Origin of the sequence: Bradyrhizobium iriomotense, assembly GCF_018130765.1 — a bacterium.
GTDB classification, from domain to species: Bacteria; Pseudomonadota; Alphaproteobacteria; order Rhizobiales; family Xanthobacteraceae; genus Bradyrhizobium; species Bradyrhizobium iriomotense_A.
The window spans coordinates 110,530-129,975 of sequence record NZ_JAFCJZ010000006.1 but is presented as its reverse complement, the minus strand read 5'-3'; the positions used below and the strand labels follow the sequence as shown (position 1 = coordinate 129,975).

Here is a 19,446-nt window from a genome sequence, read left to right as displayed (position 1 = left end):
GGCTGATGTAAGGCTCTGGCGTCTCCCTCCAAAAATGCTGTGACGGACCTGCAACAAGCACGGAATACATGGGGGTTTTCCCCGCGGCAGTTTGCCTGCGCGACCCCGGCTGGTTAAACAGTTAAGAGGCCACCGTCGGCGGGGGCGGACAGCCGGGGTTTAGCGGGATTACATGATTGGGCGTGCCGCCAGAGCTGGTCGCGTGATGACGCGGCATCGATCGGGCGTGGGTCCTGTGCTTGCGACATGGACCACGCTGGCGCTCTCGTGCGCCCTGCCCTCCCAGGCATGGGCCGAAGCCCTGCCGGAGGCATTGGCAAAAGCCTACCAGACCAACCCGCAGCTCAATGCCGAGCGCGCGCGCCAGCGCGCCACCGACGAAAACGTGCCGCAGGCGCTGGCCGGCTACCGGCCGCAGATCGTGGCGAGCCTCAGCGCCGGCCTGCAATCGGTGCGGAACCTATTGCCTGACAACACCATCCAGACTGCAAACCTGAAGCCCTGGGTCATCGGCGTCACCGTGACGCAGACCCTGTTCAACGGCTTCCGTACCGCCAACAACGTGCGGGCCGCCGAGCTCCAGGTCCAGTCGGGCCGCGAGGCGCTGCGCAATGTCGGCCAGGGCGTGCTGCTCGACGCGGTCACCGCCTATACCAACGTGCTGGCGAACCAGTCGCTGGTCGAGGCGCAGCGCTCCAACGTCGCCTTCCTGCGCGAGACCCTCGCCGTCACCCAGCGCCGCCTCAATGCCGGCGACGTGACGCCGACCGACAGCGCCCAGGCCGAGGCCCGCCTCAACCGCGGTCTCTCCGATCTCAACGCCGCCGAGGTCGCGCTTGCGGTGAGCCAGGCGACCTACGCCCAGGTGATCGGCAACGCGCCGTCGCAGCTCAAGCCCGCCGAAGTGGTCGACCGCTATCTGCCGAAGAGCCGCGAGGATGCGCTGACGATGGCGATCCGTCAGCATCCGGCGGTGATGGCGGCCGGCTTCGACGTCGATGTCGCCTCCACCAACATTCGCGTCGCCGAAGGCGCACTGCTGCCGAGCGCCAGCGTCCAGGGCAGCGCCAGCAAGAGCCGCAACAACGACCCGACACTCGGCACCTTCGCCGAGGACCAGGCCTCGGTTGTCGCCAATGTCACAGTGCCGATCTATGACGGCGGCCAGGCCGCCGCGCAGACCCGGCAGGCCAAGGAGATCACGGCGCAGAGCCGGCTCGTGCTCGACCAGGTGCGCAACCAGGCGCGCACGGCAGCGGTCAGCGCCTGGGTCGCCAATGAAGGCGCCAAGATCGCGGTCTCGGCCTCGGAGTCCGAGGTGAAAGCGGCAACCGTCGCGCTCCAGGGCGTGCAGCGCGAGGCCGCCGGCGGACAGCGCACGACGGTGGACGTGCTGAACTCGCAGGCCGATCTGATCCAGGCCAAGGCCCGCCTGATCGGCGCGCTGCGCGACCGCGTGATCGCGTCCTACACCCTGCTCAGCGCCGTCGGCCATCTCGACGTCAAGACCTTGAGCCTGAACACGCCGGACTACCTGCCCGAGGTGCACTACCAGCAGGTCCGCGACGCCTGGCACGGCCTGCGCACGCCGTCCGGGCAGTAACCTCAAATCTCCTCGGTCGGTTGCCGATGAAAAGCCTCCGCATCCATCTGATGGGAGCTTCGGGCTCCGGCGTAACGACGCTCGGGCGCGCGCTCGCCGGCCGGCTTGCGCTGCCGCATCACGACACCGACGATTATTTCTGGCTGCCGACCGTGCCGCCCTACCAGACGACGCGCCCCGCCGCCGAGCGGCTGCGCCTGATGCACGAGATGTTTCTGCCACGTCTCGATTGGGTGCTGAGCGGAACCGTCACCGGTTGGGGCAATGAGCTCGTCCCGTTCTTCGATCTCGTCGTCTTTGTGACGACGCCGCGCGAGCTTCGCTTGCAGCGCCTGCGTGGCCGCGAGGCTGCGCATTTCGGGGCTGATGCCGTCGCACAGGGCGGTTGGCGTCATGGGGAGACGGAGTCGTTCGTCGAATGGGCCTCGCGCTACGAAGCCGGCGATCGCGAGGGCCGCAGTCTCGCAAAGGATGAGGCCTGGCTCGCGGCCCTGCCCTGCCCGGTCGTGCGCGTTGACGGCTCACGCTCGCTTGCGGACCTTGTCGAGCAGCTATGCAAGGACGCGCAGCGGTTGCCGGGCTGATGTGATACTCTCCCGGCACCACTGCCAAATAATAAAAACCAGGGAGAGAAACCGTGCTCAACCGACGCAGCGTCCTGCTTGCCTCCCTTGCCGCCGGAGTAGCCATGACCAACAGAGCCCACGCCCGCGCGGCGCAGCCTGCGACGCCGGTCAATTTCGACGTCCCCGCGCATGCCTGCGACTGCCACACTCACATTCATGGCGACGTCGAGAAGTTCCCGTTCTTCGCCGGGCGCGTCTACACGCCCGAGCCGGCCTCCCCGGAGGAGATGGCCGCGCTGCACAAGGCGCTGCACATGGAACGCGTGGTCATCGTCACCCCCAGCGTCTACGGCACCGACAATTCGTCGACCTTGTTCGGCATGAAAGCCCGCGGCGCCAATGCGCGCGGTGTCGCCGTGATCGACGACAAGACGACCGAGGCGCAGCTCGATGCGATGCAGGCGGACGGCTTCCGCGGCATGCGCCTCAATCTCGCGACCGGCGGCGTCAACGACCCCAACGTCGGCAGGTCACGCTTCACCGCCGGCGTCGAGCGCATGAAGGCGCGCGGCTGGCACGTGCAGCTCTACACCACGCTGGCCATGATCTCGGCGATCAATGACCTCGTCGAGAGCGCGCCGGTCCCCGTCGTGTTCGACCATTTCGGCGGCCTGGAAGCCTCGCTGGGCCTGGAGCAGCAGGGTTTCTCCGATCTCGTTGCGCTGGTGAAGTCCGGCAAGGCCTATGTGAAGATCTCCGGCGCCTATCGCTCGTCAAAGCTCGCGCCGGACTACCAGGACATGGTGCCGTTCGCGCGGGCGCTGATCGCGGCGAATCCGGATCGCATCGTCTGGGGCACCGACTGGCCGCATCCGGATTCGAACCGTGTCGAGGGACGCAAAGCCACCGACATCGCGCCGCTCTACCAGATCGATGACGCCCGCCTGCTCAACCAGCTTCCGGTGTGGGCGCCGGATGCGGGTGTGCGCAAGAAGATCCTGGTCGACAATCCGGCGCGACTCTACGGATTTTGAGTCGCAGCCGGCGCCGGCGCTCAGCGCGCGCGGCGGGAGAAGAAGGAGATCAGCACCGGCAGGGTGACCAGGATCACGACGGGCGCCAGCATCATGCCGGTGACGACGACGACCGCGAGCGGCTTCTGCACCTGGGAGCCGATGCCTTCAGACAGCGCCGCCGGCAGCAGGCCGACGCCGGCGACCACGCAGGTCATTAGCACGGGCCGGAGCTGCAGCTCGCCGGTGCGGATCACTGCGCTCATGCGGTCCATGCCCTCTTCGATCAGCTGGTTGAACTGCGACAGGATGATGATGCCGTCCATCACGGCGATGCCGAACAGCGCGATGAAGCCGATCGCCGCGGACACGCTGAAGGCGGTGCCGGTGATCAATAGCCCCAGCACGCCGCCGAAGATCGCCATCGGGATCACGCTCATCGCCAGCAGCGTGTCGGTCATCGAGCCGAAATTGAACCAGAGCAGGACGCCGATCAGCGCTAGCGAGATCGGCACCACGATCGACAGCCGCCGGATCGCGTCCTGGAGATTGCCGAACTCGCCCACCCATTCCATGTGCGAGCCCGGCGGCAACTGCACCTGGGTGGCGATCTTCTGCTGCGCCTCGCGGATCGCGCTGCCGAGGTCGCGCTCGCGCACCGAGAACTTGATCGGCAAATAGCGTTCCTGCTGCTCGCGATAGATGTAGGCCGCGCCCGACACGAGGCTGATGGTGGCGACCTCGCTGAGCGGGATCTGCGTCACGGTACCGTTCGGCCCGGGCGCACCGATGCGCAGATTCTGGATCGCCTCGGCACTCCTGCGGAATTCCGGCGCAAGGCGAACGATGATCGGGAAGTGGCGGTCGCTTCCCGGCTCGTAGAGATCGCCCGCAGTGTCACCGCCGATCGCGACCTTGATGGTGGCGTTGATGTCGCCGGGAGCGAGCCCGTAGCGCGCGGCCTTGGCGCGGTCGATGTCGATCTGGACCGTCGGTTGGCCGAGCGAGGTGAACACCGCAAGGTCAGTGACGCCCTGCACGGTCGACAGCACCTGCTTGATCTTGTTGGCGGTGTCGGTGAGCGCCTGCAGATCACTGCCGAACAGCTTGATCGAATTCTCGCCCTTCACGCCGGAGACGGCTTCGGAGACGTTGTCCTGCAGATATTGCGAGAAGTTGAACTCGACACCGGGGAAGCGGTCGTCGAGCTGCTTGAGCAGTTCCGCGGTCAGCTCTTCCTTGTCGCGCGTGCCGGGCCATTGGCTGGCGGGCTTGAGCGGCGCGAAGAACTCGGCGTTGAAGAAGCCGGCGGCGTCAGTGCCGTCGTCGGGGCGGCCGTGCTGCGAGACCACGGATTCCACCTCGGGCCGGGCCCGGATCACCTTGCGCATCTCGTTGACGTAGCTGTTGCCTTCCTGGAGTGAGATGGTCGGCGGCAGCGTGGCGCGGATCCAGAGATTGCCCTCTTCCAGCTTCGGCAGGAATTCGAGGCCGAGCAGCCGGCCCAGCGCCACCGTCATCACCACGAGGCCGATCGCGCCGCCGAGCACGATGTTGCGGTTGGCCACGGCCCAGTTCAGCACCGGCATGTAGATCCGGTGCAGGATCAGCATCACCTTGGTCTCGGTCTCCTCGACATGCGCGGGCAGGATGATGGCGGACAGCGCCGGCGTGACGGTAAAGGTGGCAAGCAGGCCGCCGGCCAGCGCGTAGGCATAGGTGCGCGCCATCGGCCCGAAGATGTTGCCTTCGACGCCGGAGAGCGTGAACAGCGGCAGGAAGGCCGCGATGATTATCGCGGCGGCGAAGAAGATCGAACGCGAGACGTCGGCGGCGGCGCTGAGGATGGCGTGGCTCTTCATGCCGAACAGCGTCTCGTTCGACATATGCTCGGTTTCCGACACCGGCGTCGTCTGCGTCAGGCGGCGGAAGATCGCCTCCACCATGATGACGGTGGCATCGACGATCAGGCCGAAATCGATCGCGCCGACCGACAGCAGGTTCGCCGATTCCCCGCGCAGCACCAGGATGATGACGGCGAAGAACAGCGCGAATGGAATGGTGGCGCCGACGATCAGCGCACTGCGGAGGTCACCGAGGAAGATCCACTGCAGCAGCACGATCAGCAGGATGCCGACCACCATGTTGTGCAGCACGGTGTGGGTGGTGAGCTCGATCAGGTCGCCGCGGTCATAGATGCGCTCGATGCGCACGCCGGGCGGCAGGATGCTGGAGTTGTTGATGGTCTGAACGAGCTGGTGGACGCGCTTGATGGTCGGCGAGCTCTGCTCGCCGCGGCGCATCAGGACGATGCCCTGCACGATGTCGTCGGAATCATCGAGGCCGGCGATGCCGAGACGGGGCCGTTGCCCCACGGTGACGGTGGCGACGTCCTTGACCAGCACCGGGTTGCCGTTGGTCTGCGACACCATGGTGTTGGCGAGATCGTCGATGGAGCGGATCAGGCCGACGCCGCGCACCACGGCCGACTGCTGGCCGATATTGACGGTGTTGCCGCCGACATTGACGTTCGCATTGCCGACCGCCTGGAGCAGTTGCGGCAGCGTCAGGCCGTTGGCGACCAGCTTGTTGAAATCGACCTGGAGCTCGTAGGTCTTGCTCTTGCCGCCCCATCCGGTGACGTCGATCACGCCGGGCACGGCGCGGAAGCGGCGCTGGAGGATCCAGTCCTGGATGGTCTTGAGATCGAGCACGCTGTAGTTCGGCGGGCCGACCAGGCGGTAGCGGAAGATTTCGCCGATCGGGCTGAGCGGCGAGATCTGCGGCTGCACGTTGCCCGGCAGCGGCGCGAGCTGCGCCAGGCGGTTCAGGACCTGCTGCAACGCCTCGTCATAGGTATAGGCGAAGGAGAACTGGAGCTTGATGTCGGAGAGGCCGTAGAGCGAGATGGTGCGGATGGTCGTGAGGTTCTTCAGACCCGCAACCTGGGTCTCGATCGGGATCGTGATGTAACGCTCGATCTCCTCGGCCGAAAGGCCCGGGCTCTGCGTCACGATATCGACCATCGGCGGGGTCGGATCGGGATAGGCCTCGATGTTGAGCTGGTTGAACGCGATCAGGCCGCCGATCAGCACGGCGACGAACATGCCGACCATCAGGAAGCGCCGGTTGACGGCAAGGGCGACGAGGCGATCCATTCAGGTCTTCAGCTTGTCTTCAGTTTTTTTGGGTCGTCGATCAGCTGCCGGACGCCGCGCGGTCGATGAACAGGCTGCCCTTGGTGACGATCTGCTCGCCGGGTTTCAGGTTGCTCGTGACTTCGACGAGATTCCCGTTGATGAGGCCGATCTTGATCTCGCGCAGCTCGACCGACTTGTCCTCGCGCGCGACCCAGAGACGGACCTTGTCGGCTTCGTAGATCAGGGCCTGCTTGGGTACCGCCGGCGCGGCGCGATCGCCGGCCGAATAGATGGTGACGTTGGCGAACATCTCCGGCTTGAGCAGGCCATCCTTGTTGTCGATGGTGGCGCGGACCAAGAGGCGGCGGGTGCTCGGATCGATCGCGGCGGCCACGTAGTTGATCTTCGCGGTCAGCGGGCGGCCCGGCAGCGCCATCACGTTGACGGTGATGTCCTGGCCGATGCACACCGCGGCCGCATCGCTCTCGCGCACGAAGGCGGTGAGCCAGACCGTCGAGAGATCGCCGATCACGAAGACCGGATCGCTGGCACCGGAATTGACGTACTGGCCCGGGCCGATCTTGCGCTGCACGACCGTGCCGGAGATCGGCGAGTAGATCGTGATCTCCCGATTGATCGTGCCCTTGTCCTGGAACGCCTTGATGGTGTCGTCGGTGAAGCCGAGGATGCGCAGCTTGTTGCGTGCAGCCTCCAGCGCCGTCACCGAGGAGCGCATGTCGTTCTGCGCCTGGACCTGCGTCGCTTCCGCCTGCTGGTAGTCCTTCAGCGGAATGGCGTGGCCCTCATAGAGATCCTTGGCGCGCTTGAACTGGATGTCGGCGAGATCGATCGCCGACTTCGCCTTGTTCTGCGCGGTCATCGCCGCGATGAAATCGTTCTGGGCCTGCACGGTGTCGGCGGCTTCGATTGTGAACAGCGGTTGACCTTGCGTCAGGGTCTCGCCGGGCTTGGCGAGCAGCTTGGTGACCCTGCCCGCATAAGGCGAGAACACTGGCGTCGAGCGATCCTCGTCGACCGCGACCTTGCCTTCGGTGACATATTCGGCCCGGAAGGTCTTGGCCTTGACCGGCTCGATCGTCAGTGTCGCCCACTCGGACGGCGTCGGCGTGAAGTTCTGCGCATTCCTGCGCGACTGGCTGGAAATCTCGGAGTGGCTCTTCTCCTTGGCGCCCGCACGGAGAAACCCATAGGCCCCGCCGGCGGCAAGAGCTAGTAAAACTACGGATGTGACCACCCGCCGTTTTGTAAGCGCCTGCAATCGCTTGGTATTTTCAACTACCATAGGGCCCGGTCTTGTTTGCGACGATGTCGGCAAACGATAGCCTCATCGGTCGCGCTAATAGTGCCGAATTGAGAGTTCAAACAACCTAAAAAACGCGTCGCGCCTTTCCGTTTGCGTTAAAATTTTGCGACGCGTCAGCCCCACGTCAGCTTCGAGGCGGCCACTGTGCCGGATGGCTGCCGAGCGGCATCGCCGGACGGCTCCATTGCGCCGGCGTCTTCGAGAGCAGCGCCGAATGCTGCACCGCCTTCAACGTGCCGAAGCCAGATGGCATGCGCTCGATGAACGCAGCATGTACAGCTGCCCCCGTAAGATCCGGGGCGTTCAGTCCGCCGTCGAGCCGGCCGAGATTCCACAGCCAGCGGCCGGTCTGCGCCAGCGACACGCGGACGTGCCAGCTGCCGCCTTCGCACGCCTGGCGTGCCTTGGCCATCATCGCGCCGAACGCCATCAGATAGCCGGTGGCGTGGTCGAGCATCTGCGCCGGCAATTCCTTGGGACCGTCGATGCCGGCGGCCTCTCCCTCGGCGTGGTTGAAGCCGGTCGTGGTCTGCACCAGCGAGTCGAAGCCGCGCCGCTCGGCCCAGGGGCCGACATGGCCATAGGCCGACAGCGTGACATAGACGATGCCAGGACTGATCGTAGCGACCTCTTCGGGCGCAAAGCCGAGGGCGGCGAGCGCGCGCGGACGATAGCCCTGCGAGAAGATGTCGGCGTCCTTCAGCAGGTCGCGCAACTGCGCCCTGCCCTTCTCGCTCTTGAGCTCGAGGAAGGTGGTGAGCTTGCCGCGACCGGTATCGATGGTGAGCCAGGGAATGGCGGGCAACTCGGGCCCCGACACCAGCAGCACATCGGCGCCGTGTGCTGCGAGCGTGCGGCCGGCGACGGGACCTGCGATGACGCGGGAGAGATCGAGCACGCGGAGCCCAGCGAGCGGACGATCGCCTTTCGGCCACGGCCTTCGCGAAGCATCGCCGATCTTCTCGATCGAGAGCAGCGGCAACTCCGCGAGCGCACGCGCCTGCGGCAGCGCCGACCACTCGTCGTGAGAGCGCATCAAGGCGACAACGCCGCCCGCTGCGTAGGCCGCAGTCTCGAAATCCTCGCCCTTCCACTGCATCAGCGCAGCCTGCACCTTCTCGCGTTCCGGCTCGCAAGCAAGCACCTTGCAAACGGCATCGCGGTGATGCGGGAAATTGGTGTGGCAGCGAACGAAGCGGCCATCGCCCGTCCTGTAGACGCCGGCGATGGCATCCCAGGCCGGTGGCGGCGGCTTGTCGTCGAGGCGCAAATAGCGCTCGGAGCGGCATTCGGCGACGGCGTGACGCATGTCGACGGAGACGTCCTGCGCCTCGCCGCTGCGCAGCCGCCAGATCTCGGCAGCGGCGAGGCCGGCTGCGGCGATCGTGGTCTGGCCGGCGACGGCGACGCGAAACGAGGACGGGATCTGCGGCTCCTCGCCTGTCAGCCGCACGCGCGCGAGCGCGGCTTTGTCGCCGCAGACGGAGGTCCAGATGTTGCTGAGAATGTCGGCGGGGCTTTGCATGACCGCTTCTCTCCCGTAATTTTTTACAACCATTCATTAGCACGGAAAGGATTGCAATGGCCGCCATCGATCCCCTCACCGCGGGTGCCGTGTTCATCGCCACGGCGGCGACCGACGCGGTCTATGTGATGTTCACCTCCGCCGTGGTCGCGCGCAAGCGCGTGCCTGCGGCGACGTGGAGCGCGATCTGGTACCTGCTCTCCTCCTATGCCGTGATCAGCTACACCGAGAACGCCTTCTATGTTGCCTTCGCCGCGATCGGCTCCTGGGTCGGCGCCTATGCATCACTGACCTTCCTCCACCGCCCGCCCGGCGGCCCGCCGGTGGGAGCGTCGCCGGAGTGAGGGCGATGCTCTGGGCCATCTCACACGGTGTCATCATCCGCGAAGGCGGATGATCCAGTATCCCAGAGACGCTGATGATAGAGCCGAGACGTCACGGCGTACTGGATACCCCGCTTTCGCGGGGTATGACAGCGAGAACGAATTCGATATCTTCGCTCAAACAACCAAACTCCGCACGACCAACAACAAGGAAAACCAACAATGGATCTCGGTCTCAAAGGCAGGAACGCCATCGTCCTCGGCGGCACGCGCGGCATCGGGCGGGCGATTGCGGCGACGCTGGCCGGTGAAGGCAGCAATGTCGCGGTGTGCGCACGCAATGCGGATCAGGTTGCGGCCACCGTCGCCGAACTGAAGGCGAGCGGAATCCGCGCCACCGGCAGCCCGGTCGATGTGACCGACGGCGCGGCGTTGAAGAGCTGGATCGAGAGTGCCGCAAAAGAGCTCGGCAGCATCGACATGCTGTTCTCCAATGCCGGCGCGATGGCGCAGGGCGGCGATCCCGCATCATGGGAGCAGAATTTCCGGCTCGACGTGCTCGGTGCCGTGCACGCCTTCGACGCCGCGCGGCCGTTCCTCGAAGCAAGCGGCGCCGGCAGCGGCGACGCCGCCTTCGTGATCATCTCGTCGATCTCCGCCGCGCAGGCGGACACGGCCAGCTCCTACGGCCCGATCAAGGCGGCGCTGATCCACATGGCCAAGGGATTGGCACGGCAATACGCGAAGAGGAAGATCCGGGTCAACGTGGTCTCGCCCGGCACCGTCTATTTCAAGGGCGGCGTCTGGGAGATGGTCGAGAAGAACATGCCCGAGCGGTACCAGGACGCAATGAAGCGCAACCCGACGGGCCGCATGGCAACGCCGCAGGAGATCGCCAGTGCAGCGGTGTTTCTGGCGAGCCCGGTGTCGGCCTTCACGACTGGATCGAACCTCGTCGTTGACGGCGCGATCTCGAACCGGGTGAATTTTTAGGGGGCACGCTGTCATCGCCCGGCTTCGACCGGGCGATCCAGTATTCTAGAGGCGGCTGTGATTGAATCGAGAAGCCGCGGCGTACTGGATACCCCGCTTTCGCGGGGTATGACGACTGAGAGTGTGGCGCGCGATCGCTCGACAAACTCGTCATTGCGAGCGCAGCAAAGCAATCCAGAATCTTTCCGCGGGAACAGTCTGGATTGCTTCGCTGCGCTCGCAATGACGACGTAGTGGGCAGCCCGCCTTACGACGCTCAATGAAAATCCCGCGACGGCGGCAGGATGCGGACGTTGCGGGGGTGGCGGATTTTTTGGGCTGGCATGTCCGCGAGGGCGCGGGGGTCTTCGTTGAGCGGTTCGACGACGGTCGCACCTGACGGCACCGGATGCTTGCCGCTGAGCGCATCGTTGGCGAGGCCGACCAGATCATGCGAGCGGTCGACCATGCGCTGGGCGATGAGATGCGTCACCTTTTCGGGACTGCTCTGGATATAGCCCTCGACCAGGATGAGCCGTGCGCCCATCACTTCTTTGCGGTACTGCTCCATGATCTTGGGCCAGACCACGACATTGGCGATGCCGGTTTCGTCCTCCAGCGTCATGAACACGACGCCGCTGGCGCTACCCGGCCGTTGCCGCACCAGGACCACGCCGGCGCAGCGAACGCGGCGCCGCTCGTTTTCATGGCTGATGTCCTTGCAGGCGACGACCCGCTCGCGCGTAAACATCTCGCGCAAGAATTCCATCGGGTGGCCCTTCAGCGACAGCCGGATGGTCTGGTAGTCCGCGACCACCTGCTCGGAGCGCGGCATCGCCGGCAGCGGCTTTGCACCTTCGTCCGGCTGCTCACGCGCGGTCGCCGCCTCGAACAGCGGCAGCGGCACGTCGTCGGGCAGCCGCCGCACCTGCCACAGCGCCTCGCGGCGGTCGAGCCCGAGCGAACGGAAGGCGTCGGCGTCCGCGAGCAGGATCAGCGCGCGCTTGGGCAGGCCGGTATCACGGGCGAAATCCTCGAGAGAGGTGAAGGCCCGGCGGTTGCGCGCGGCAATGATGCGGTCGGCCCAGTCTTCGGCTCTCTCCACATTGTCATTCCGGGGCGCGCCTCTTGGCGCGAGCTCTGATGCGCAATTGCGCATCTGAGAATCCATACTCCCGATCGTGGTTATGGATTCCGGGCTCGACGCTGACGCGTCGCCCCGGAATGACAGCTGGGAGCGTTTCAACCTCTCCTCATCTTCATCCAGCCAATGGAAGCCGTCGATCTGGCGGAAGCCGAGGCGCACGGCGCAATACTTGCCATCTGTATTTTCCAGCGTGTTCTGCGCAAAGCTGAAGGACACGTCGATGTCACGGATCTCGACACCGTTCTTGCGGGCATCGCTGACGATCTGCGCCGGCGCGTAAAAGCCCATCGGCTGCGAGTTCAGGAGGCCGCAGCAGAAGGCGTCGGGATGGTAGTGCTTCAACCATGAAGAAATGTAGACCAGTTGCGCGAAGCTTGCGGCATGGCTCTCCGGAAAACCGTAGGAGCCAAAACCCTTGATCTGGTCAAAGCAGCTTCTGGCGAAATTGGGGTCGTAGCCGCGCGCCACCATGTTGCCGATCAGCTTCTCCTCGTACTGGCCTATGGTACCGACATTGCGGAAGGTCGCCATCGAGCGGCGCAGGCCGTTGGCTTCCTCGGACGTAAAATGTGCGGCCTCGATCGCGATGCGCATCGCCTGCTCCTGGAACAGCGGGACGCCGAGCGTCTTGTGCAGCACATTGTAAAGCTCGTCCTTGTCGCCTTGGTCCGGCGACGGCGAGGGATAGCTCACCTTTTCCAGCCCGTTTCGCCGCCGCAAATACGGATGCACCATGTCGCCCTGGATCGGGCCCGGCCGCACGATCGCGACTTCGATGACGAGATCGTAGAAGGTCCGCGGCTTCAGGCGCGGCAGCATGTTCATCTGGGCGCGGCTCTCGACCTGGAATACGCCAAGCGACTCCCCGGCGCACAGCATGTCGTAAACCCTGGGATCGTCCTGCGGAACGCTCGCCAGCACAAAACGCTCGCCCTTGTGGTCCGCGATCAAATCAAAACACTTCCTGATGCAGGTCAGCATGCCCAGCGCCAGCACGTCGACCTTCATCATATGAAGCGCGTCGACGTCGTCCTTGTCCCATTCGATGAAGGTGCGGTCGTCCATCGCCGCATTGCCGATCGGCACATAGGTGTCGAGCCGGTCCTGGGTCAGCACATAGCCGCCGACATGCTGGGAGAGATGGCGCGGGAATTCGATCAATTCGGTCGCAAGCTCGACCGCGAGGTTGATCATCGGATTTTGCGGATCGAGCCCGGCCTGCCGGACCTGCATGTCGTTGAGGCCCTTGCCCCAGCTGCCCCAGACGGTATCGGCGAGCGCGGCGGTGACGTCCTCGGTCAGGCCTAGCGCCTTGCCGACATCGCGGATGGCGCTGCGCGGGCGGTAGTGGATGACGGTGGCGATGATCGCGGCGCGGTGACGGCCGTAGCGGCGGTAGACATATTGCATCACCTCCTCGCGCCGCGAATGCTCGAAATCGACGTCGATGTCGGGCGGCTCCAACCGCTCCTTGGAGATGAAGCGCTCGAACAAGAGGTCGACCTTGGTCGGGTCGACCGAGGTGATGCCGAGCACGTAACACACGGCCGAGTTCGCCGCCGAGCCGCGGCCCTGGCACAGGATGTTCTGGCTGCGCGCATAGTGGACGATGTCGTGCACAGTGAGGAAATAGTGCGCATATTTCAGCTCGGCGATCAGCGCGAGCTCTTTCTTCAGGGTGGCGCGCAGCTTGTCGTCGATCTCGCCGCCAAAGTATTTATCGACGCCTGCCCAGGTCAGATCTTCCAGATGCCCCTGCGCGGTCTTGCCCGGCGGCACCGGCTCGTCCGGATATTGATATTTGAGCTGGTCGAGCGAAAAGTCGATCTTGTCCGCAAAGCGCATGGTCTCCGCGATCGCTTCAGGGAAATCGCGGAACAGCCGCGCCATCTCGCGCGGCGTCTTCAGGAAGCGCTCGGCATTGGCCTCGAGCTTCCGCCCCACAGCCTCGATCGTGGTCTTCTCCCGGATGCAGGTCAGCACGTCCTGCAGCGGCCGGCGGCCGGGATCGTGATAAAGCACCTCGTTGGTCGCGAGCAGCGGCACCTTGGCCTTTGCGGCGAGATCGTCGAGCCGCGAAAGGCGCCGCCGGTCGTCGCCGCGATAGATCAGGCTCGCCGCCAGCCACACGCCCTCGGCGCGGCTGGCTTTGAGCTTGGCGAGAACATCCAGCGCCTGCGCCGGCTCGAAGCGATGCGGCAGCGTCAACACCAGAAGCTGGCCTTCGGAAAACTCAAGAAGATCGGCGAAGGTGAGATGGCATTCGCCCTTCTCGATCCGCGTGATGTCGTCGCCGCGCTTGCCCCGGGTCAGGAGCTGGCAGAGCCGGCCATAGGCCGCGCGATCGCGCGGATAGACCAGAATGTCGGGCGTACCGTCGATGAAGACGATGCGCGCGCCGATCAGCAGTTTCGGCTTGTGCAGCACCTTGTCATTGTCGAGCTCTTTGTAAGCCCGCACCACACCGGCGAGCGTGTTGTGATCGGCGATGCCGATCGCGGGGATGCCGAGGAGGCTTGCCTGATGCACATAGGCGCGCGGATCCGAGCCGCCGCGCAGGAAGGAGAAGTTTGTGGTGATGCCGATCTCGGCATAAGCAGGCGTAATCATGCGAAAAGACCGTGCACATACCAGCCGGGAGACGCGGGCTTGCCGTCACCGTCGAACACCTCCCCCTCGTAGAGACCGTCGCGAAAGATCCAGAAGCGGAGGCCTTCGGCATCCTCGATGCGGAAGTAATCCCGCGTCAGCTGCTTGCCGTCCTGCCGCCACCATTCCATGGCGATGCGCTCGGGCCCTTCCACCCGCACCACCGCGTGCAGCGCGCGGCGCCAGGTGAACTGATGCGGCGGGCCATCGGGCACGGTCGCGAACGGCACCTTGATCGGCTCAGGCTTGTCGAACAGCCGCAAGGGGCGCAGCGGCGGCTCGCTCTCGGTGCGAACAGGCCATTCGGCCTGCATAGCGGCGGCGAGATGATGCTGTGCTGGCGCGGCAAGCACCGCGCTTTCGGGGATATGGGTATCCTGCGGCAGATGCACGACGACGCGCTTGCCGCCGATGCGCGCGGCGATGCGGTCGATCAAAGCGGCGAGCTCGTCATTGTCGTGGACATGGGCGTCGAGGTCGCGCTGCTCCTGCACCACGATCTCGGTGCGGCTCGCCGACAGCCGCACCATGTCGAAGCCGAAACCGGGATCGAGGGGATCCGCGAGCGCATCGAGGCGCTCGCGGAACAGGCGGTCGATCACCGCGCTGCGCGTCACGGGACGTCCGGTCTCGACCATGATCGCGCGCACCACGCCGTCGGTGCGGAAGAAGGCGGCCTCCAGCCGCCGCGCGCCTTTACCCTGCTTCTCCATGGAGGCGATCAGCATATCGGCCAGACGCGACAGCGTCATCGCAATCATGGTGTCGGTCGCGATCGGTTCGGCAAAGCGCTTCTCGACGATGTAATCGGGCAATGGCTTGCGCGGATTGATCGGCGCATCGCCCTGTCCCAGCGCGTGCGCGAGCAGGATCGAGAACCGCGCACCGAACCGCGCCGTGATTTCGCTCGGCGAGCGCGAGGCGACATCGCCGATGGTCTTCAGGCCGGCGCGGCGCAGGCCGGTGGTGATGGCCTCGCCCGCACCGAGCGCGGAGACCGGAAATGGGCTGATCGCCTCCGCCTCCCCGCCATCGGCCACGATGGTGCCTGTCGCCTGCCGCGTCAGCGTGCGAGCGCAGACCGACGTGCCGGCGATCGCCGCGCTGACGGCAAAGCCCTGACGTGCGAGGGCACGAACCAGCGTCTGCAACAGTGCCGCTTCACCGCCGAACAGATGTGCGCAGCCGGTGATATCGAGGAACAGCCCATGCGGCGGATCGAGCGCAACCAGCGGCGTGAAGCGGTCGCACCAGTCGGCGATGTCGCTGAGCGTCTTGGCATCGGCCACGACATCGGCGTCGAACACCCGCAAGTCCGGACACATCGCCCGCGCATTGGCCAGGGGCTGGCCGATATGCAAACCCAGACGAGACGCCGCATCGTCCAGCGCATGGATCACCAGCGCGTTGTTGTCCTTGATGACGACGACGCTCGGCTCGTCTTTTTGTTTTGACGCGTTTTCTTCACGCGAACCGGTACCCGCTTCGCTTGAAAACGCTTTGGCCTTACGCAGTCCGGCGCTGCCAAGGAACCGCTGGATCCGGTCGATGGGCAGGCGCGGCAGCCACAGGCTGAGAATACGTCGAGGGTTCACTGAACTGGCACTCATCACAATTCCATTCCATGATCCACCGGCCGCACGGGCCATGACGATTGCGCAAGAGCTCGGCATCGAAGCGCGGCGCGCCCCAGGCGCTCCACATCGGGCCCGGCGGCGAATGCGCCGCGCGCAGCATCCATCGTGTCTCCGCAGTCGAAGGCAACGGCTGCGCGGCCATGCGCAGCATCAGACCGGTGACGCCGGAGCCTTGCGCGGCCAGCGTCAGCTTGCGACTCGCCACGAGATCGAACTGCCTGATATCGCCCCAGAGCTCGAGCACGACGGCACCGAGCGCATCGCAGGCGAGCGCATCGGCCGAGGTGCGCAGCGCGCTCTCGACATCGGCAGCGCGCACCATCACCACACGGCGCGGATCGAGGCCGAGCTCGGCGAGCCCGCTCATCGACAGCGCGCCGGCCTCGACTTCCGAAAAATCCTGCCGCACCCACAGCAGCGGCCGACGCGCTGAGACGCGCCCCGCAAGCCCCATGACAAAACCCGTCGCGGCCGCACCCTGGCGGCCCTCGCAAAACACCTCGTGGATCGCCGCGCGCGCGAGCCCGCCCTTCAGCACGCCATCGACCTCGTTATGGCCGAGCGCGACGCGATCCTGCTGATGCACGACCTCCGCCGTCTCGATGCGCTCGATCTGGCCGCGCAAGGTCGCAAGCGCGCTTTTACGTGCGCCGCTCATGCTCGCCGCTCCTTCAGAGGTGATTGCCGATGGCTCTCCAAAAGAGAACCAACGGCTGGCTCATTTGTTCATGATATGTTCTAATATAAAGCTAACGGCGGCCGGGGAGTCAATCGAATTGGCGGATTCGTTGATTCTTCAGCGGAATCAAAGGGATATAGGCATGGACGTACAACGCAAGCTGGAGATTCTGGCGGATGCCGCCAAATACGACGCGTCCTGCGCCTCCAGCGGCACCGAGAAGCGGGATTCCAGCGACGGCAAGGGCATGGGCTCGACCGCGCCCGGCATGGGCATCTGCCATTCCTACGCGCCGGACGGACGCTGCATCTCGCTGCTCAAGGTGCTGCTGACCAACGCCTGCAACTACGATTGCCTCTATTGCGTCAACCGCGCCTCCTCCAACGTGCCGCGCGCCCGCTTCACCATCGACGAGGTGGTCAAGCTGACGCTCGACTTCTACCGGCGCAATTACATCGAGGGCCTGTTCCTCTCCTCCGGCATCATCCGCAGCCCCGACTACACCATGGAGCAGGTGGTGAGCGTCGCGCGCAAGCTGCGCGAGGAGCATCACTTCCGCGGCTATATCCACCTGAAGACCATTCCCGAGGCCGACGACGCGCTGATCGCGGAAGCCGGCAAATATGCCGATCGCCTGTCCATCAACATCGAGATGCCGCAGGAGACGAGCCTTAAGCAATTCGCGCCCGAGAAGGACGTGCGTGCGATCCGCCGCACCATGGGCCGGCTGCGGCTGAAGCTCGACGAGGCCGAGGAAGATCGCAGCGCAAAGACGAAGGCAAAACCGCAGCGCTTCGCGCCGGCCGGCCAGAGCACGCAGATGATCGTCGGCGCCGATACGGCCTCCGATCACACCATTCTCCACACCAGCGCCAATCTCTACGGCTCATACAAACTGCGGCGCGTCTACTACTCCGCCTTCAGCCCGATCCCCGATGCGAGCCGCGCACTGCCCTTGCGCGCACCGCCCCTGCTGCGCGAGCACCGGCTCTACCAGGCCGACTGGCTGATGCGGTTCTACGGTTTCGACGTCGGCGAGATCGTCGACGACAGCGCCATGCTGCCGCTGGACATCGACCCAAAGCTCGCCTGGGCGCTGCGCCATCGCGACCGCTTCCCGCTCGACGTCAACCGCGCCAGCCGCGAGGAGCTGCTGCGCGTGCCCGGCTTCGGCACCAAGGCAGTCGAGCGCATCATCGCGACGCGGCGCACCACCACGATCCGCCTCGCCGATCTCGCGCGGCTGCATGTGCCCCGCAACAAGGCGCTGCCGTTCATCGTCCTCAGCGATCACCGCCCCGCCCCACATCGTCTCGATGCCGCCGGGCTGATCGAGCGGTTCAAGCCGAAAGCAACGCAACTGGGATTTGGCTTCTGATGCAGTACATCACCCTCGATACCGAAACCGATTTCGACGGCTGGCGCAAAGCCGCGCGTAGCCTCGTGCTTCACCACATGCAGCCCGGCGATGTCACCTGGACCGTGAAAGGCGGCGAAGCCGAGTTATTTGCGCCACCCGCACCGTCTCCGATCCTCGAGGTGAACGACGGCACCTTCAACGTATCGGCAAAATTCGTCGAGCTGGCGAAGGCCGCGATCCTGCATCGCGATCCCCAACGCTTTGCCATCCTCTATCGCCTGCTGTTCCGGCTCAAGGACAACCACGATCTCATCGAGGTCGCGACCGATCCTGATGTCGCGCAGGTCACGGCGATGGCAAGAGCCGTCCATCGCGACGAGCACAAGATGCATGCCTTCGTGCGCTTCCGCGAGATCGGTCGGGAACGCGACGCATACTACGTTGCCTGGTTCGAGCCGGAGCATCACATCGTCGAGCTCGCAGCGCCGTTCTTCGCAAAACGCTTTGCCGACATGCCCTGGTCGATCCTGACGCCCGATCTGTGCGCTCATTGGGACGGCCACGCGCTCTCGTTCACGCCGGGTGTCAGCAAGAGCGAAGCACCGAACGAAGACCGGCTCGAGGAAACCTGGCGGCGTTACTACGCCAGCATCTTCAATCCAGCCCGGCTCAAGGTGAAGGCGATGCAGGCCGAGATGCCGAAGAAATACTGGAGGAACCTGCCCGAGGCTTCGATCATTAAGCCCCTGATCGAGGATGCCGAGCGCATGACCGGCGCCATGATCGCCAATGCCGCAACCGATCCGCACAAGCCTCAGAAGCGGCCGGAGGCTCCGATGACACGCAAGCTTGCTGCCGACGATCTCGAAGCGCTCCGCAAGGAAGCCGCGCATTGTCGCGCCTGCCCACTCTACAAGGACGCGACCCAGACCGTGTTCGGCGAGGGCCCGAAGAATGCCAATATCATGCTGGTCGGCGAGCAGCCCGGCGACAAGGAAGACCTCGCCGGCCATCCCTTCGTCGGCCCGGCCGGCCAGATGCTCGACCGCGCGCTCGAGGAGGCAGGCGTCGACCGCAAGAAGGTCTATGTCACCAACGCGGTGAAGCACTTCAAATTCGTGCCGCGCGGAAAGATCCGCCTGCACCAGAAGCCGAATACGCCGGAGATCCGGGCGTGCCGGCAATGGTATGAGCGGGAGGTTTCGGCAATCCAGCCCGACCTCATCGTGGCAATGGGCGCAACCGCCGCGCAGAGCGTGTTCGGCAAGATCACTCCCATAGGCAAGAACCGCGGCCGGCTCATCGACCTTCCCGATGGCCGCAAGGCGCTGGTGACGGTGCACCCGTCCTATCTGCTGCGGCTGCCCGATCCGGAGGCCAAGGCGCTGGAATATCAGCGCTTTGTCGAAGACCTGAAGATCGCCGCCGGCCTGCAGAGGAAATCCGCGCGCGCGGCCTAAATACTGGTGGTAAAGCGCTTTTCAACCACCGCTTGTCATCCAGCCTTC

Annotated in this window: 13 protein-coding genes; 7 read left to right on the top strand and 6 right to left on the bottom strand. The window is 65.1% G+C overall.

Annotated features, from left to right (window positions below):
• The first annotated feature begins 172 nt into the window (after positions 1 to 172).
• The 3 genes from JQ635_RS13360 to JQ635_RS13350 are packed head-to-tail and all read left to right on the top strand — an operon-like array spanning position 173 to position 3,203.
• On the top strand, positions 173 to 1,603 hold the full coding sequence (locus JQ635_RS13360) for a TolC family outer membrane protein (RefSeq protein WP_433996563.1): 1,431 nt from the start codon (positions 173 to 175) through the stop codon (positions 1,601 to 1,603).
• Positions 1,604 to 1,629: 26 nt separating this feature from the next.
• Positions 1,630 to 2,187 carry a hypothetical protein gene (locus JQ635_RS13355; RefSeq protein ID WP_211410331.1) on the top strand — a complete coding sequence of 186 codons (558 nt, stop codon included), beginning with the start codon at positions 1,630 to 1,632 and terminating at the stop codon, positions 2,185 to 2,187.
• Between the two features lie 53 nt (positions 2,188 to 2,240).
• The gene (locus tag JQ635_RS13350; RefSeq protein WP_211410330.1) at positions 2,241 to 3,203 is read left to right on the top strand and encodes an amidohydrolase family protein; all 963 of its coding nucleotides are present in this window, start codon (positions 2,241 to 2,243) and stop codon (positions 3,201 to 3,203) included.
• Positions 3,204 to 3,223: 20 nt separating this feature from the next.
• On the opposite strand, the gene JQ635_RS13345 is transcribed toward JQ635_RS13350, so the two are convergent.
• The 3 genes from JQ635_RS13345 to JQ635_RS13335 all read right to left on the bottom strand — a co-directional run bounded on the left by JQ635_RS13345 (position 3,224) and on the right by JQ635_RS13335 (position 9,171).
• The gene (locus JQ635_RS13345; protein WP_211410329.1) at positions 3,224 to 6,340 is read right to left on the bottom strand and encodes an efflux RND transporter permease subunit; all 3,117 of its coding nucleotides are present in this window, start codon (positions 6,338 to 6,340) and stop codon (positions 3,224 to 3,226) included.
• Between the two features lie 40 nt (positions 6,341 to 6,380).
• Positions 6,381 to 7,625 carry an efflux RND transporter periplasmic adaptor subunit gene (locus JQ635_RS13340; RefSeq protein WP_211410328.1) on the bottom strand — a complete coding sequence of 415 codons (1,245 nt, stop codon included), beginning with the start codon at positions 7,623 to 7,625 and terminating at the stop codon, positions 6,381 to 6,383.
• Between the two features lie 145 nt (positions 7,626 to 7,770).
• A complete protein-coding gene (locus JQ635_RS13335; RefSeq protein WP_211410327.1) occupies positions 7,771 to 9,171 on the bottom strand; it encodes a CoA transferase in 1,401 nt (466 codons plus the stop codon).
• Positions 9,172 to 9,227: 56 nt separating this feature from the next.
• Here JQ635_RS13335 and JQ635_RS13330 point away from each other — a divergent pair, with 56 nt between their 5' ends.
• Complete coding sequence (locus JQ635_RS13330; RefSeq protein WP_211410326.1) at positions 9,228 to 9,515, top strand: hypothetical protein; 288 nt, start codon at positions 9,228 to 9,230, stop codon at positions 9,513 to 9,515.
• 201 nt (positions 9,516 to 9,716) lie between these two features.
• The gene (locus JQ635_RS13325) at positions 9,717 to 10,487 is read left to right on the top strand and encodes an SDR family NAD(P)-dependent oxidoreductase (protein WP_211410325.1); all 771 of its coding nucleotides are present in this window, start codon (positions 9,717 to 9,719) and stop codon (positions 10,485 to 10,487) included.
• A gap of 256 nt (positions 10,488 to 10,743) precedes the next feature.
• Here JQ635_RS13325 and JQ635_RS13320 read toward each other — a convergent pair whose 3' ends face one another.
• From JQ635_RS13320 to JQ635_RS13310, 3 genes are read right to left on the bottom strand one after another with little or no spacing between them, the layout of a single operon-like run.
• A complete protein-coding gene (locus JQ635_RS13320) occupies positions 10,744 to 14,223 on the bottom strand; it encodes an error-prone DNA polymerase (protein ID WP_211410324.1) in 3,480 nt (1,159 codons plus the stop codon).
• The gene (locus JQ635_RS13315; protein WP_211410323.1) at positions 14,220 to 15,872 is read right to left on the bottom strand and encodes a Y-family DNA polymerase; all 1,653 of its coding nucleotides are present in this window, start codon (positions 15,870 to 15,872) and stop codon (positions 14,220 to 14,222) included. Before JQ635_RS13315 ends, JQ635_RS13320 begins: the two co-directional genes overlap by 4 nt.
• Positions 15,769 to 16,557 (bottom strand): ImuA family protein, encoded by a 789-nt coding sequence (locus JQ635_RS13310; protein WP_211410322.1) that lies wholly within the window; start codon positions 16,555 to 16,557, stop codon positions 15,769 to 15,771. Before JQ635_RS13310 ends, JQ635_RS13315 begins: the two co-directional genes overlap by 104 nt.
• A 163-nt stretch (positions 16,558 to 16,720) precedes the next feature.
• Here JQ635_RS13310 and JQ635_RS13305 point away from each other — a divergent pair, with 163 nt between their 5' ends.
• A complete protein-coding gene (locus JQ635_RS13305; protein WP_211410321.1) occupies positions 16,721 to 17,956 on the top strand; it encodes a putative DNA modification/repair radical SAM protein in 1,236 nt (411 codons plus the stop codon).
• Positions 17,956 to 19,398, top strand: a complete 1,443-nt coding sequence (locus tag JQ635_RS13300) for a UdgX family uracil-DNA binding protein (RefSeq protein ID WP_211410320.1) — start codon at positions 17,956 to 17,958, stop codon at positions 19,396 to 19,398. The genes JQ635_RS13305 and JQ635_RS13300 overlap by 1 nt, the downstream gene beginning before the upstream one ends.
• Positions 19,399 to 19,446: the final 48 nt, after the last annotated feature.

Bases quoted from the DNA above. Each gene is read 5' to 3' on its own strand.
- JQ635_RS13315 (WP_211410323.1), bottom strand. From the start codon at position 15,872: ATGAGTGCCAGTTCAGTGAACCCTCGACGTATTCTCAGCCTGTGGCTG.
- JQ635_RS13360 (WP_433996563.1), top strand. From the start codon at position 173: ATGATTGGGCGTGCCGCCAGAGCTGGTCGCGTGATGACGCGGCATCGA.
- JQ635_RS13305 (WP_211410321.1), top strand. From the start codon at position 16,721: ATGGACGTACAACGCAAGCTGGAGATTCTGGCGGATGCCGCCAAATAC.
- JQ635_RS13355 (WP_211410331.1), top strand. From the start codon at position 1,630: ATGAAAAGCCTCCGCATCCATCTGATGGGAGCTTCGGGCTCCGGCGTA.
- JQ635_RS13335 (WP_211410327.1), bottom strand. From the start codon at position 9,171: ATGCAAAGCCCCGCCGACATTCTCAGCAACATCTGGACCTCCGTCTGC.
- JQ635_RS13345 (WP_211410329.1), bottom strand. From the start codon at position 6,340: ATGGATCGCCTCGTCGCCCTTGCCGTCAACCGGCGCTTCCTGATGGTC.
- JQ635_RS13330 (WP_211410326.1), top strand. From the start codon at position 9,228: ATGGCCGCCATCGATCCCCTCACCGCGGGTGCCGTGTTCATCGCCACG.
- JQ635_RS13320 (WP_211410324.1), bottom strand. From the start codon at position 14,223: ATGATTACGCCTGCTTATGCCGAGATCGGCATCACCACAAACTTCTCC.
- JQ635_RS13340 (WP_211410328.1), bottom strand. From the start codon at position 7,625: ATGGTAGTTGAAAATACCAAGCGATTGCAGGCGCTTACAAAACGGCGG.
- JQ635_RS13325 (WP_211410325.1), top strand. From the start codon at position 9,717: ATGGATCTCGGTCTCAAAGGCAGGAACGCCATCGTCCTCGGCGGCACG.
- JQ635_RS13300 (WP_211410320.1), top strand. From the start codon at position 17,956: ATGCAGTACATCACCCTCGATACCGAAACCGATTTCGACGGCTGGCGC.
- JQ635_RS13310 (WP_211410322.1), bottom strand. From the start codon at position 16,557: ATGAGCGGCGCACGTAAAAGCGCGCTTGCGACCTTGCGCGGCCAGATC.